13 protein-coding genes and 2 tRNA genes are annotated in these 12,875 nt (G+C 64.2%); 3 read left to right on the top strand and 12 right to left on the bottom strand.

From position 1 onward, the window contains the following. Positions 1-53 precede the first annotated feature (53 nt). From JQ573_RS28720 to lipA, 3 genes are all read right to left on the bottom strand, one after another. Positions 54-521 (bottom strand): type II toxin-antitoxin system RatA family toxin, encoded by a 468-nt coding sequence (locus JQ573_RS28720; RefSeq protein WP_212314510.1) that lies wholly within the window; start codon positions 519-521, stop codon positions 54-56. Next, positions 521-1,060: a DNA topology modulation protein gene (locus JQ573_RS28715; protein ID WP_212314512.1), complete on the bottom strand. Its 540-nt coding sequence runs from the start codon at positions 1,058-1,060 to the stop codon at positions 521-523. The genes JQ573_RS28720 and JQ573_RS28715 overlap by 1 nt, the downstream gene beginning before the upstream one ends. 89 nt (positions 1,061-1,149) lie before the next feature. Further along, complete coding sequence (gene lipA / locus JQ573_RS28710; protein WP_212314514.1) at positions 1,150-2,109, bottom strand: lipoyl synthase; 960 nt, start codon at positions 2,107-2,109, stop codon at positions 1,150-1,152. A gap of 132 nt (positions 2,110-2,241) precedes the next feature. Here lipA and JQ573_RS28705 point away from each other — a divergent pair, with 132 nt between their 5' ends. After that, positions 2,242-2,847 carry a DNA-3-methyladenine glycosylase gene (locus JQ573_RS28705; protein ID WP_212314515.1) on the top strand — a complete coding sequence of 202 codons (606 nt, stop codon included), beginning with the start codon at positions 2,242-2,244 and terminating at the stop codon, positions 2,845-2,847. An 18-nt stretch (positions 2,848-2,865) separates the two neighbouring features. Here JQ573_RS28705 and JQ573_RS28700 read toward each other — a convergent pair whose 3' ends face one another. From JQ573_RS28700 to JQ573_RS28670, 7 genes are all read right to left on the bottom strand, one after another. Next, positions 2,866-5,733, bottom strand: a complete 2,868-nt coding sequence (locus JQ573_RS28700; RefSeq protein ID WP_212314517.1) for a valine--tRNA ligase — start codon at positions 5,731-5,733, stop codon at positions 2,866-2,868. Between the two features lie 234 nt (positions 5,734-5,967). After that, positions 5,968-6,717 carry a PopZ family protein gene (locus tag JQ573_RS28695; protein WP_212314519.1) on the bottom strand — a complete coding sequence of 250 codons (750 nt, stop codon included), beginning with the start codon at positions 6,715-6,717 and terminating at the stop codon, positions 5,968-5,970. A gap of 330 nt (positions 6,718-7,047) precedes the next feature. After that, positions 7,048-8,430: a TolC family outer membrane protein gene (locus tag JQ573_RS28690; protein WP_212314521.1), complete on the bottom strand. Its 1,383-nt coding sequence runs from the start codon at positions 8,428-8,430 to the stop codon at positions 7,048-7,050. Positions 8,431-8,645: 215 nt separating this feature from the next. Next, entirely contained in the window at positions 8,646-9,311 is a 666-nt protein-coding gene (locus tag JQ573_RS28685; RefSeq protein ID WP_212314523.1) for a protein-L-isoaspartate O-methyltransferase, read from the bottom strand. Between the two features lie 135 nt (positions 9,312-9,446). Further along, positions 9,447-9,626, bottom strand: a complete 180-nt coding sequence (locus JQ573_RS28680) for a hypothetical protein (protein ID WP_212314524.1) — start codon at positions 9,624-9,626, stop codon at positions 9,447-9,449. A 133-nt stretch (positions 9,627-9,759) separates the two neighbouring features. Further along, positions 9,760-9,834 (bottom strand) — tRNA-Asn (locus JQ573_RS28675). Positions 9,835-10,180: 346 nt separating this feature from the next. Then, positions 10,181-10,666 carry a DUF1772 domain-containing protein gene (locus tag JQ573_RS28670; protein WP_212314525.1) on the bottom strand — a complete coding sequence of 162 codons (486 nt, stop codon included), beginning with the start codon at positions 10,664-10,666 and terminating at the stop codon, positions 10,181-10,183. Positions 10,667-10,758: 92 nt separating this feature from the next. Here JQ573_RS28670 and JQ573_RS28665 point away from each other — a divergent pair, with 92 nt between their 5' ends. Further along, on the top strand, positions 10,759-11,418 hold the full coding sequence (locus JQ573_RS28665) for a TetR family transcriptional regulator (RefSeq protein ID WP_212314526.1): 660 nt from the start codon (positions 10,759-10,761) through the stop codon (positions 11,416-11,418). 344 nt (positions 11,419-11,762) lie between these two features. Then, the gene (locus JQ573_RS28660; protein WP_092114503.1) at positions 11,763-11,945 is read left to right on the top strand and encodes a hypothetical protein; all 183 of its coding nucleotides are present in this window, start codon (positions 11,763-11,765) and stop codon (positions 11,943-11,945) included. A 43-nt stretch (positions 11,946-11,988) separates the two neighbouring features. Here the strand turns inward: JQ573_RS28660 and JQ573_RS28655 are convergent. Both JQ573_RS28655 and JQ573_RS28650 read right to left on the bottom strand, forming a co-directional pair. Beyond that, a tRNA-Cys gene (locus JQ573_RS28655) sits at positions 11,989-12,062 on the bottom strand. 55 nt (positions 12,063-12,117) lie between these two features. Continuing rightward, on the bottom strand, positions 12,118-12,843 hold the full coding sequence (locus JQ573_RS28650; RefSeq protein WP_212314527.1) for a tRNA-uridine aminocarboxypropyltransferase: 726 nt from the start codon (positions 12,841-12,843) through the stop codon (positions 12,118-12,120). Positions 12,844-12,875 lie beyond the last annotated feature (32 nt).

Raw genomic sequence — 12,875 nt, 5'->3', positions numbered from 1 at the left:
GCCCGGCCTTGCGCCGGGCATTTGCGTTCCGGGGATGCAACGAGACGGCTTCGCTACGTTGACAGCTGAGGCTTGCCGTAGACTTGGTCCGCCCGCTTCTCGAACGCGGCGGCAAAGCGCGAGAATGCGGCGTCGAACATCGAGCCCATCAGCATCGCCAGCATCCGGCTCTTGAATTCGTAGTTCAGGAAGAAGCCGACATCGCATTCGGTCTCCGACTTCGGCTCGAAGCTCCAGCGGTTCTCCAGATTGCTGAACGGGCCGCGCAGATATTCGACCAGAATCTTCAGGTTGGGCCGATCGAGCGTCACCCTGCTGGTGAAGGTTTCGCGGACCAGCTTGAACGAGACGGTCATGTCGGCCACCACGACCTCGGTGCCGTCGTCCTTGGGCGTCCGCTGGCGGACCTTGAGCGCCTGGCACAGCGGGACGAATTCCGGATAGCGCTCGACGTCGGCGACCAAATCGAACATTTGAGGTGCGGTGTGGCGGACCCGCCGCTTGCTTGAGAATCGTGGCATCAGTGGATACTCGCACGGTTTTGCTGGCGTGCGAGACGCTTCAGATAGTCGTCCGCCTGGGTCCGATCGGTGAAGCAGACCAGCGATTGATCGGCGCGCAAGCCCGAAAAATATTCGACCAGCTTCGGCCGCTGCTGCTGGCGATAGGTCCAGACATACCGGAAGAATTCGAGATCGATCTTCTCCGGGCATCCCTCCGCCATCTCGGGGCGAACCTGGCCATAGCTGCCGGCTATCCGGCCCAGGATTCCGAGCATGCAGGTCAGCCGCGGCAGGTCGAACCAGATGATCGTATCGGAGAGTTGCCGGCGCAGTTCACCTGCACCGCTCTTCATGTAGTTCCCATCCATGATCCAGCGCGGCGCTTGCGTGACCTCGACCATGCGGCGCTCGAATTCATCCTTGTCGGACTCGACCCAGCCCGGCTTCCAGAACAGCGCGTCGATCGACACGGTCGGGATGCCCGTCATGGCGGACAGCCGTCGCGCAAAGGTCGATTTGCCGGACCCCGACGATCCCATCACCAGCACGCGTTGCATTGGTCCCGTCCAAGATTCGGTCAAGGTTCGGTCGAGGCTCGATCAGGCAACGGCGCGTGGCGACGCCGGCCTCCTGCCGTTTACAAAATCTAGCGGCCGCGAGCCGTGCGGGCCGCCTGCAGCTTCGCAAAATCCTCGCCGGCATGATGCGACGAGCGCGTCAGCGGACTCGCCGACACCATCAGAAAACCCTTGGTATAGGCGACACGCTCGTAGCCCGCGAATTCGTCCGGCGTCACGTAGCGCATCACGGCGTGATGCTTGCGCGTCGGCTGCAGGTACTGGCCGATGGTCAGGAAATCGACCTCGGCCGAGCGCAGGTCGTCCATCACCTGCAGCACCTCGTGCCGCTCCTCGCCGAGCCCGACCATGATGCCCGACTTGGTGAAGATGGTCGGGTCCATCTCCTTGACCCGCTGCAGCAGCCGGATCGAATGGAAATAGCGCGCGCCGGGACGGACCGTCAGATAGCGTGACGGCACGGTTTCCAGATTGTGATTGAAGACGTCGGGCTTGGCCGCGACCACGCGCTCGAGCGCGCCGTCCTTGCGCAGGAAGTCCGGCGTCAGGATCTCGATCGTGGTGGTCGGGCAGCGCGCGCGGATGGCGCGGATGGTCTCTGCAAAATGCTCGGCGCCACCGTCGGCGAGATCGTCGCGATCCACCGATGTGATCACGACATGGGTCAGACCCAGCTTCGAGACCGCCTCAGCGACGTATTCGGGCTCATGGGCATCGAGCGCGCCGGGCATGCCGGTCTTGACGTTGCAGAACGCGCAGGCGCGTGTGCACGTGTCACCCATGATCATGAAGGTGGCGTGCTTCTTGTCCCAGCACTCACCGATGTTGGGACAGCCCGCCTCCTCGCACACCGTGACGAGGCCGTTCTCCTTCACGATCCGGCGCGTATCGGCATAGCCGCGCGTGTTCGGCGCGCGGACGCGGATCCAGTCCGGCTTCGGCGGCGACACGGCATCCGGCCGGTTCACCTTTTCGGGGTGACGCGGGCGGAGCTGAGCGGTGGAGATGGTGTCGACGATGGTGACCATTTGTGCCTGCAAGTCGCGAGAGGCCATAGCTAATCGGTGTTGACGCGGCTCGCAACCCGCCCTGCGACCCTAGCAGATCAGCCCATATGTTGGCAGTCTTGCGGTCCGTTCCACGCCGATTCCCACCTCAAAATGGCTCAAAAACCCCGATCGACCCGTGCGACCGCGCCGCGCCTCGGCAAAGCTCTGAAACGCGCCTTCTTCGATCGCAGCGTCCATGAGGTCGCGCCCAACCTGATCGGCGCGACCTTCCTGGTCGGCGGCGTCGGCGGCATCATCACCGAGGTCGAGGCCTACCATCACACCGAGCCGGCGGCCCACTCGTTCAACGGACCGACCCCGCGCAACCAGATCATGTTCGGCCCGCCGGGCTTCTGCTATGTCTACCGCTCCTACGGCATCCATTGGTGCGTCAACTTCGTCTGCGAAGCGCCGGGCTCGGCCAGCGCCGTGCTGATCCGCGCGCTCGAGCCGACCCATGGGCTCGCCGCGATGCGCCGGCGGCGCGGGCTGGAGGATGAGCGTGCTTTGTGCTCGGGGCCCGGCAAGCTCTGCGAGGCGCTCGGCATCACGATCGCGCACAGCGAACTGCCGCTCGACCGTCCGCCGATCGCGCTCCACGCGCGGCCAGAGACGCCCGACATCGTCACCGGATTGCGGATCGGCATCACCAAAGCCGTCGACCTGCCCTGGCGCTACGGGCTGAAGGGATCGAAATTCCTCAGCAAGCGGTTCTGAGCGTCACAGCGTTGTCAGCTATGACGCCTTCTTCAGCAGCTCGATCGCCTCGAGGATCTTGGCCCGGCGCTCCGTTGCTGCCGCGCGCTTCTCTTTCTCTTCCTCGACGAGCTCTTCCGGCGCGTTGGCGACGAACTTCTCGTTGGAGAGCTTTGCGTCGACCCGCTTGATATCGGCGTCGGCCTTGCCGAGCTCCTTCTCCAGCCGCGCGCGTTCGGCTGCAAGATCGATCACGCCCTTCAGCGGCAGCGCGACGACTTCGCCGCGCACCAGCAGCTGCATGGCGCCTTCAGGCGCGGCGTTCGCGAAGGAAATCTCCGACAATCGCGCGAGGCGCTTGATGGTGTCGTTCCAGCGCTGCGCGCGGTCGCGCGTCTCGTCGGAGGTGGTCACGATCACCAGCGGTGTCAGCGTCGACGGCGGGATGTTCATTTCCGCCTTCACCGACCGCATCGCGGTGACGAGATCGACCACCCAGCCGATCTCGGCCTCGGCTGCGGGATCGCTGAAATCGTCCGCGTCGAGCGCGGCAATGACCGGCGGAATGATCGGATCGACAATCGGCCCCGCCGTTGCGATCGCCGCCAGCTGCTCGCCGGTCACGCCCGACTTGCGCGGCCAGGGCGCCAGCACCAACAGGCCGTCGCGCTTCGCGGTCACGGCCCACAGCTCTTCGGTGATGAAGGGCATGAACGGATGCAGCAGCTTGAGGATCTCGTCGCGGGTCCAGGCGATCATGGCGCGAGTCTCGGCCTTGGCTGCGCCCTCCTCGCCCATCAGCACCGGCTTTGCGAGCTCGAGATACCAGTCGCAGAACACGTTCCAGACGAAGCGGTAGATCGCGCCGGCCGCATCGTTGAAGCGATGATCCTCGATCGTCTCGGTCACCTCGCGGGTGACGCGCGAAGTTTCGTGCGCGATCCAGCGGTTCAAGGTCTCCTTGGCGCTCTTCGGATCGAAACCGTCCGGCTTCACGCACTCGTTCATTTCGGCGAAGCGGCAGGCGTTCCAGAACTTGGTCGCGAAGTTGCGGTTGGTCTCGACCAGATGCGGCGACAGGCGGATGTCATGGCCCTGCGCCGCCTCGCGGGTCAGCGCGAAGCGCAGCGCGTCGGCGCCGAAATCGTCGATCACGCCGAGCGGGTCGATAACGTTGCCCTTCGACTTCGACATCTTGGCGCCCTTCTCGTCACGGACGAGACGGTGGATGTAGACGGTCGAGAACGGCGCCTCCTTCATGAAGTGGAGGCCCATCATCATCATGCGGGCGACCCAGAAGAAGATGATGTCGAAGCCCGTGACCAGCGTGTTGGTCGGGTAGTAGCGCGCGACCTCCGGCGTGTCGTCCGGCCAGCCCAGCGTCGAGAACGGCCACAGCGCCGAGGAGAACCAGGTGTCGAGCACGTCCTCGTCACGCGTGATGAAGCCCTCGCGCTTGGCGGGGTCGACCGCCATGTCGTGGCCCTGCTCCGGCGTGATGACTTCCTGCTCGACGTAGTAGCCGAGCGCGTTGCCGACCGCCTCTTCCTCGGTCTCGGCGACGAACACCTTGCCGTCGGGCCCGTACCATGCCGGGATCTGATGGCCCCACCAGAGCTGGCGCGAGATGCACCAGGGCTGGATGTTCTCCATCCACTCGAAATAGGTCTTTTCCCAGTTCTTCGGCACGAACGTAGTCTCGCCCGAGCGCACCGCCGCCATCGCCGGCTGCGCCAGCGTCTTGGCGTCGACATACCACTGGTCGGTGAGGTACGGCTCGATCACGACATTGGAGCGGTCGCCATGCGGCACCATGTGGGTGTTGGGCTCGATCCGCTCGAGGAAACCGAACTCCTCCAGCCGCGCCACGACCTTCTTGCGCGCGGCGAAGCGCTCGATGCCGTGAAACTCTGCCGCGAATTCGTCGGCGCCCGCTGGCAGGCCGCGCAGATAGTCCTCGTTGCCGGTGAGATTCAGGCAGCCTTCCTGGTCCAGCACGCTGATCTGCGGCAGGCCATGGCGCTTGCCGATCTCAAAATCGTTGAAGTCGTGCGCCGGCGTCACCTTGACCGCGCCCGAGCCCTTCTCCGGATCGGAATAGTCGTCGGCGACGATCGGAATCTTGCGGCCGACCAGCGGCAGGATGACATGCTGGCCGACCAGATCGGTGTAGCGCTCATCGTCCGGATGCACCGCGACCGCGGTGTCGCCGAGCATCGTCTCCGGACGCGTGGTCGCGACCACGATGAACGATTTGGGATCCTCGGGGCTGAAGCTGCGGCCTTCGATCGGATAGCGCAGGTACCAGAGATGGCCCCTGACCTCGACCTGCTGCACTTCGAGATCGGAGATCGCGGTGAGCAGCTTCGGGTCCCAATTGACCAGGCGCTTGTCCTTGTAGATCAGGCCCTGGCGGTGCAGCTCGACGAACACCTTGACGACGGCACGCGACAGGCCCTCGTCCATGGTGAAGCGCTCGCGCGACCAGTCGCAGGAGGCGCCGAGGCGCTTGAGCTGGTTGACGATGGTGCCGCCGCTCTCGGCCTTCCACTGCCAGACCCGCTCGAGGAATTTGGCGCGGCCCATGTCGCGCCGGCCCGGCTCCTGCCGTTCCATCAGCTGACGCTCGACCACCATCTGGGTAGCGATGCCGGCATGGTCGGTGCCGGGCTGCCACAGCACGTCACGGCCGCGCATCCGCTCGAACCGGCACAGGATGTCCTGCAGCGTGTTGTTGAGCGCGTGGCCCATGTGCAGCGAGCCGGTCACGTTCGGCGGCGGGATCACGATGGTGAAAGGCGGGGCGTCCTTGCGCTCGGGCCGGCCGGCCTTGAATGCGCCGCTCTCCTCCCAGAGCTGGGCCATCCGGAGCTCGATATCGGCAGGCTGGTAGTTTTTCTCGATCATGACAATGCGCTGTGGACCATGGGGAAAGGGTAGAAAGCCGCCAGAACGCACCGAGTCAACCGGACCGGCACGTCAAAACGGCAATGAGAGCGTTTTCGAGCGAAGCGGACACCGTTTCGCGTGAAGAAAACGCGTCAAAACAGGGAACTGGAGTTTCGGGTCTGATCCTATCAGAACCGAAACTCTGGGGCATTTGGGGGCTGAATGAGGGCTGCCAAGCCCCTGCGGCACCAGCTACCGCCCGCGGGAGACCCGCTCGATCTCGGCCTTGACGATCCGCTCGACCAGCCCCGGCAGATTGTCGTCCAGCCAGGACTTCAGCATCGGCCGCAGCATCTCCTTGACCAGATCCTCCAGCGTCCGAGCATTGTTGCTCAGCACGGTGTTGGCCAGCGAGTTGAAGGCGGATTCGACCGCCCGCATCGTGGTTCCCGAGATGATCTGCTGCATCGGCGCGGTTTCGATTGCCGGCGGTTCTCGCTCTCGAACCGGTTCTCGCATAGGCTCCGGCGCCCGTGTGCGGGCTTCCGTGAACTCGACGTCGTCCTGGGGCTCGACCTTGCGGAACGACGGCGTGGCCGCCGGCTCCGGCAGCGCCATGTCGTCGGTGAGCTCGAATACGTCGGCTTCGGGCTGGGCTTCGGGCTGCGGCGACGGCCTGATCTCGGACGCGGGCGTCGCCTCGTCGAGGCTTGCGAGCAGCGAGTCGATGTCGTCCTGATTGTTGCTGGCCGGCGCCGGCGCGGGTGGCGGTGATTTCGGCGCTGACGCGGCGGGCTTCGCGGCCGGGGGCGCTGCGGGCGGCGGGCTCTTCATCGCGGGCTTGGCTGCTGGTGGCGGCGATTCAACCTTCGGCGGCGGCGCAGCGGCGGCCGCAGGTTTCTCGGCCGCGGCCGGCTTCGCCTCATCGTCGGCAATGATGCGACGGATCGACGCCAGAATCTCCTCCATCGAGGGCTCTTGGACCTTCGCAGGTTGCGTCATCTCCGACTCCACATCGAAACTTATTTTACATCAAGCCCGAGAGGATTCGCCGGTTCCGATGAAGCGCGCGGAGATTTTCATTGCTCCCGCCCGACTTGTCCCCAGATCAAGCCCGCCCGAGGCTTTGTGCAAGCTTCGTGTCGCCCCATGCAGCGTCATCACAGGTGGCGTCGCACCTGCCATCACGCAACGCCGGCGCGAATCGCCTTGCTGCCCGACAAAACGGTATGTCAGGCCAATTATCGATTGCAAGCAAACGCGCCAGTCTGTGGTCCTGATTAACTCAGAACCACAAACATGGCGCGACAAGCGATGTTGACGTGAAGGTGTTTAGCGGCCGTCGGGCGTGCGTACGCCGGCCCAGTTGTCGCGCACCTGCTGGTAATGCACGCTGGCATCATAGACGTTGGTCGAAAGGCCCATCACCTGCGGTGACAGCCGGCCAATCGCGCTCAGCACGTTGTAGGATGCAACGACGCGGTCGTGTTGCGCGGTGACGAGTGCGTTGCGCGCATTGACCAGCGCTTGCTGCGCGTTGAGCACGTCGAGCGTGGTGCGCTGGCCGGCCTTGGCCTCTTCGCGCACGCCGTTCAGCGCGATTTCGGACGCGGTCACCTGCGCCTGCGCCGACGCCACCTGCGACTTGCCGGCGACCAGCTGGCCCCATGCGGTGACGACGTTGGCGCGCGCCTGATCCCTGGTCTGTTCCAGGACCAGACGCTGCTGCGCCAGCGATTCCTTCGACTGCCGGATCAGCGAGTATTCAGCGCCGCCCTGATAGATCGGCACCGACACCTGAACCTGTGCAGCCGCATTGAAGGCGCGATTGACCGACAATTGTTGCTGGTAGCCTTCGGTCACCGACGCCTGCAAGCCAACGGTCGGCAGCAGCGCGCCTTCGGCAACCTTGGTCTGCAGGAAGTTGACGTCGACGCCGTACATCGCGGACGTGACGTTCGGATTCTGGGTCAAGCTGAGCTCGACGGCGGCCGCAAGCGTCGTCGGCAGGAAGCGATCGACCGGCGAGCCGGGCGCAAGATTCTGCGGTTCGTTGCCGATGATGCGGCGGAAGTTCGACCGCGTGGTCGTCAGGTTCGATTCTGCGGTGAGCTGCTGCGTCTTGCCGGCCGCAAGTTGCGCCTCGGATTGTGCGACGTCCGTCCGCGTTACCTCACCTACGTTGAAGCGATCCTGGGTCTGCTTCAGCGTCTGCTCCAGCACGCGCGTGTTGCTGCGCTGGACCTCGACGATCGCCGCGTCGCGCAAATAATCCATGTAGATGGTGGCGGCGCTCAGGATGACGGTCTGCTCGAGCACGCGCAGACCTTCGCGTGCCGACGACACCTGGCTTTCGGCCGCGCGCACCTTGTGCGGGGTCTGCGCGTTGTACAGCGACTGGTTCACCGTCAGCCCCGCGCTGGCGGGATTTTGGGTGCCGTGAATCGAGTCTTTGATGCCCGTCGGCTGCTGGTCGCTATATTGATATCCGCCGCTCACGGTCAGCGCGGCTTTCGGACGATAGCCCGAGAGCGCCTGGGGAACGTTTTCGTCAGTCGCCCTCACCAGCGCGCGCTGCGCATTCAGCTGGGGATTGTTCTGGTAGGACCGCACCAGCGCGGCCTCGATAGTATCGGCGAGCGCAGGCACGGGGCCCATCTCCGCCAACAGAAGGACGGCAGTCGCAGCCGCGGTGATAAGCTTCACCCCACGCATCCCCGGTAATCCAATCATTGTAGTCGCCGTCTCCACACGCAAGTCAGTTCCGGCGGTCGCTTCAGACGAAGTGAGTCCCGCCTCACCTTAGTCCGCAGCTAAGGGCAACGGAACTACCCCGCAACGGAACGTGGTGGAAACTCTTCACGTGGGGCAAACGGGCCACACTTCTGATTCAGAACGGGATTTTATCAGCTAGCGCAGCGCGGTAGCGGTCAGAAGACGAACGCCGGAACCCGCTCGAATCCGGGCAGCACAGGGGCCGTGGCGTCGAACAGCTCGCGATGGCCGAAATCCCCGTGGGAGTGAGTCACGAGGGTGGCACGCGGCGGCGGCGTCAGGCCGAACACCCCGACCAGCCGGCCCCCCTCCTTGAGCTGGCCGAACAGCCCGGTCGGGATAACCTCGGTCGCACCGTTGAGAACAATGACGTCATACGGCGCGCCGGCGGCATCACCGTCGGCGGCGGCTGCGGTCTTGACGGTCACATTCTGGATGCCGAGCTGGGCGAACGCTGCGGAGGCCTTTGCGGCGAGCGCCGGATCGCTTTCGGTTGCGCTGACCTCGCCGGCAAAACGCGCCACGATGGCGGCGGCGTAGCCGGTCGCGCAGCCGACGACCAGGACGCGGTCGGTCGCCTTGATCTCGGCGGCTTGCAGCATCCTGGCGAGCAACGCCGGCGTGATCAGGCAGCGCCTGGCCGTGCCGCCCTCGGTCACGTCGAGATCGAGGTCCAGATAGGCCAGCGCCTGCTTGCCGGCCGGCACGAACACCTCGCGCGGCACGGTCAGCATGGCTTCGAGAATACGATCGTCGGTCACGTCGCTCGGACGCACCTGACCATCCACCATGTACTGGCGCGCGGTTGAAAAACCGGTCATTGGCGGGACCCTGCAAGTCGCGGCATTGCCGCTGGAGAAGCTAGAACAGGGCCATCTTTTGGAACAAGCTCCGCCAAAACGCAACACGCCGTTGGCGTGCAAAACCCGCTCTCAAAATGCGCGCCGTGGTGCGCTCTATTCGATCGTGACGGCAAGCCGGCCGATCAGGCGGACCACTTCATCGAGATGCTCGGAATCATGCTCCTCGACGGCCCTCGCGAGCCGGCGGACACACTCATCGTCACTGATGTCGGGAGCATCGCTCGGAACAAGCGTCGGCTGCAGCATCGACAGGTCGATCAGGTTAATGGCCATCAAAATCACCTCTCAAGACCCGGCAGGACGAAGTGTTGACGGTTATTGAGTCGATTTGACGACGTTTTTTGTCTGTCCGTAGCGGACCACAGGCTTGTGATGGGCGTTGAAGGGGTCTTGATGCGGCCAAAACTGGCTCCCCGGGCTGGATTCGAACCAGCGACCATTCGATTAACAGTCGAATGCTCTACCGCTGAGCTACCGAGGAATAGGCGAACAAAACGTTCGCGAGCGGGCAGCGTATAACAAAGCCTTTCGGCCTTGCAAAGAACCAAATGGGCCTCCGGCGAAACTTTAGCGGGGCACGGTAAACCTCTGCGTTGCAAGGCTTTGCCGGCGTTCCAGGGCGATGCAGGCCTGTCCCGGCTGTGCCGTTATCGGCGCCGCGGGCGCAAGGAAACACCGTCAAACACCGCCGGGCGCGGCCATTTCGCCGCGCCGCTGATTCTTCCGCGGGCCCGCCCCGCCTCTGACCTCATTCCGCGATGAACGAGGTGGTCGTGCGGCACGAGTAAAAATCGTGCACAAAATGTGAAGCTTCGCTCGGAAGCGCTCTATCGCGCAGCGATGGCGGCAATCAGCAGCGCCGTCGCCGCAAGCGAGGCGATGGTCCGCGCGTGGTTCCAGAAGGTCCAGTCGGTCAGGTAGCGCGCCCAGACCGGCGCGGCCGCGGTGCTCGCGGGGTCTGTGGCCGCAAGCTGATCGTTCAGCGGCACGTTGAAGACGACCGTGACGACGAACATCCCGACGACATAGAGGCCGCCGCCGCAGATCATCGCAAGCGCGCCCGGCTCCTGCCATCGCAACCCGCCGAGCACGACGAGCCCGGCGCAAGACAGCGTAGTGCCGAGGAAGACCGGCATGAACAGCGAGCGCACGATGTCGACATTGATCGCGTTCATCGCCGAGACGCCGGCGGCCTGGTCGATGCGGCCGAGCGCGGTCATGACAAACGCCGAGAACGTGAAATAGACCCCGGCAAGCAGGCCGCAGCCGAGCGCGGAAAACCACAGCAAGCCCGAGGTCAGCACATTGCGCATCGCTCTACCTCCAAAAGCGAGAAGTACTCGCATTTGTAAGATGCGATAAACTCTCGTATTTAAGACGTCAACCCCCATTGCGGAGGAGACAGATGGCGAGACGAAAGGCAGTCGCAGGGGCCGCGCCCGGGGCGGAAGCCCCCCTGCCCGGGCTGGCGCGGCTTGCTCCGACGCAACAGCGCAGCCGCGAGCGGTTCGAGCGCATCCTCGCCTGCGCGACCGAGATCATGGCGGAGAAAGGCAGCGAGGCCTTCCGCATGAGCGACATCGTCGAACGCAGCGGCGTCGCATTCGGCTCGCTCTATCAATATTTCCCCGACAAGGCCGCGATCATCGGCACGCTGGCGGAACGGCATAATGCCACCGGGCGCGATTGCGTCAGGCGCGATCTGGCCGCGGTCTCGTCCGCGCGCGACCTGCACCCGGCGCTATGCCGGATCGTCGACAGTTACTACGAGATGTTCATACGCCAGCCTGTGATGCGCGACATCTGGCAGGCGACGCAGGCCGACCGCGCCCTGCAAAAGCTCGATGCGGACGACATGGCCGTGCTCTCCGGCCTGTTGTCCGACGCGGTCAGGCGTGTTGCGCCCACCATACCGGCCGCCAGCCTCGCCACCTTCTCGGGACTGACGATGACGCTGATCGCGGCCGCCGTGCGTCACGCGATCACGCTGCCGCCGCGGAAAGCCCGGCAGGTGCTGACGCAATTCAAGGCCATGCTGCCGGGAGACCTCGCCGGACTGGCATGACCGCGACCGCGCCGATGTCGGGAATTTCCCCGGCACTGATGCGATAGACAGCGGGCGTAGACGATCTACGCCGTTCGGGCCTTCACTACTGTCACGTCTCCCTAAAATTCCTGCGATATTTGACGGCTATGAATATTGCCGGGAAGTCCGGGAAGAGTTTTTCGCTAGATGTGATTTGTCTCACACGAGGTGCGGCCTTGCCGACCTAGGTTCCCCGAGGGGTCGTCAGACATTTATTTACCAAAGCGGGCGCCATCGTTCATTTCATAAAATTCGAACGAATCGCTCAATCAGGACCGAAGACAGTTTTGCGACCATGGCGCTCTCGAACCTCGGAGAGCGCGATGAGCGAAGTCGAATTTGATCTGCTGCTGGACGCCGTGCGAACGGCGATCGCGCCTATTGCTCAGGAGGATTTCGTGGCTCGACCCTCGCCCCGCATTCAGCCGCCGCCGCGCGCGGCGAATGACAACCAGGCGCCGTGGCCGCTGATTCCGTTTCCTGAAGGCTGGTACGCCGCAAGCTAATGCGGCTTCTCATTTGTCGGCTGCAAGCCATTGATGAGATGAGTGGAGGCCACGACCAGAATTGAACTGGTGTACACGGTTTTGCAGACCGTTGCGTAACCACTCCGCCACGTGGCCCCTTGCGGCGCACTTCATATACGCCCTCTTTGCGATAGGCAACCAAGCCGGACAGCTAACGTCGGCGCTTCCGGAAGTCCCGCTTCTTCGGTTTTGGCGCCAATTCCGGCATTTCGGCCTGCACTTCCCGGAATCTCGCCAGCATCCGCTCGAAACTATCAGTTAACGTTGTGGCGATATCCGGCCGCTTTTCCAGCCCTGCCAGCAGGATCGCGGCCGCCTCGATGGTGGACAGGCCGTCGCGCCGCGGTTCCCGGCGCAGCTTGCCGTACAGCGAGGGCCGTTTCGGCCCGAGAATCACCCGCTGGCACTTCAGCATCCAGGCGTTGCGCCACCACAGCGCCTTGGCCTGGCTCCAGGTGCCGTCGAGCAGTACGATGCCCTCGATGTCGGAGAGGACCGCGCGCTGGTGCGGCTCCGGCTCGCCCTTGCGGTTGATCGCGACGATCTCGGCGTCGGTATCGAGATCCTCGACCTTGGCCGAACCGAGATAGAGCACCGCCCAGCGCGACGGATCGGCCACCGGTCGGCCGAGCGCCTTGGAGAGGCTCGGCCAGGACAGCCCGATCCGGACGACCGCATTCTCAAAGTGCCGCGCGGTGAGCCGCGCCGTGCCGAGCGCCCTGTCCTGCTCCTGCGGGTGCTGCAGGATCAGGAGCTGGATCCGGCTCTTGATCGGCGTGACGCTGTCGCAGATACACAGCGGCATCGGCTTGCCGCAATGCGGACACTCCGGGATCTCGGTGGCAAGTTCGGTCTTTGCTTCGGTCGGTTCGGACATCGCTCCGCTATACGCGTGCCGAGCCGTTCAAT

Source organism: Bradyrhizobium sp. AUGA SZCCT0105, assembly GCF_018129565.1.
Lineage (GTDB): Bacteria > Pseudomonadota > Alphaproteobacteria > Rhizobiales > Xanthobacteraceae > Bradyrhizobium.
This window is presented reverse-complemented; position numbering and strand designations above follow the sequence as displayed.

Excerpts from the sequence above, each read along its gene's own strand:
- JQ573_RS28660 (WP_092114503.1), top strand. The coding sequence starts at position 11,763 with ATGAGCGAAGTCGAATTTGATCTGCTGCTGGACGCCGTGCGAACGGCG.
- JQ573_RS28650 (WP_212314527.1), bottom strand. The coding sequence starts at position 12,843 with ATGTCCGAACCGACCGAAGCAAAGACCGAACTTGCCACCGAGATCCCG.
- JQ573_RS28670 (WP_212314525.1), bottom strand. The coding sequence starts at position 10,666 with ATGCGCAATGTGCTGACCTCGGGCTTGCTGTGGTTTTCCGCGCTCGGC.
- JQ573_RS28705 (WP_212314515.1), top strand. The coding sequence starts at position 2,242 with ATGGCTCAAAAACCCCGATCGACCCGTGCGACCGCGCCGCGCCTCGGC.
- JQ573_RS28680 (WP_212314524.1), bottom strand. The coding sequence starts at position 9,626 with ATGGCCATTAACCTGATCGACCTGTCGATGCTGCAGCCGACGCTTGTT.
- lipA (WP_212314514.1), bottom strand. The coding sequence starts at position 2,109 with ATGGTCACCATCGTCGACACCATCTCCACCGCTCAGCTCCGCCCGCGT.
- JQ573_RS28665 (WP_212314526.1), top strand. The coding sequence starts at position 10,759 with ATGGCGAGACGAAAGGCAGTCGCAGGGGCCGCGCCCGGGGCGGAAGCC.
- JQ573_RS28715 (WP_212314512.1), bottom strand. The coding sequence starts at position 1,060 with ATGCAACGCGTGCTGGTGATGGGATCGTCGGGGTCCGGCAAATCGACC.
- JQ573_RS28695 (WP_212314519.1), bottom strand. The coding sequence starts at position 6,717 with ATGACGCAACCTGCGAAGGTCCAAGAGCCCTCGATGGAGGAGATTCTG.
- JQ573_RS28720 (WP_212314510.1), bottom strand. The coding sequence starts at position 521 with ATGCCACGATTCTCAAGCAAGCGGCGGGTCCGCCACACCGCACCTCAA.
- JQ573_RS28690 (WP_212314521.1), bottom strand. The coding sequence starts at position 8,430 with ATGCGTGGGGTGAAGCTTATCACCGCGGCTGCGACTGCCGTCCTTCTG.
- JQ573_RS28685 (WP_212314523.1), bottom strand. The coding sequence starts at position 9,311 with ATGACCGGTTTTTCAACCGCGCGCCAGTACATGGTGGATGGTCAGGTG.
- JQ573_RS28700 (WP_212314517.1), bottom strand. The coding sequence starts at position 5,733 with ATGATCGAGAAAAACTACCAGCCTGCCGATATCGAGCTCCGGATGGCC.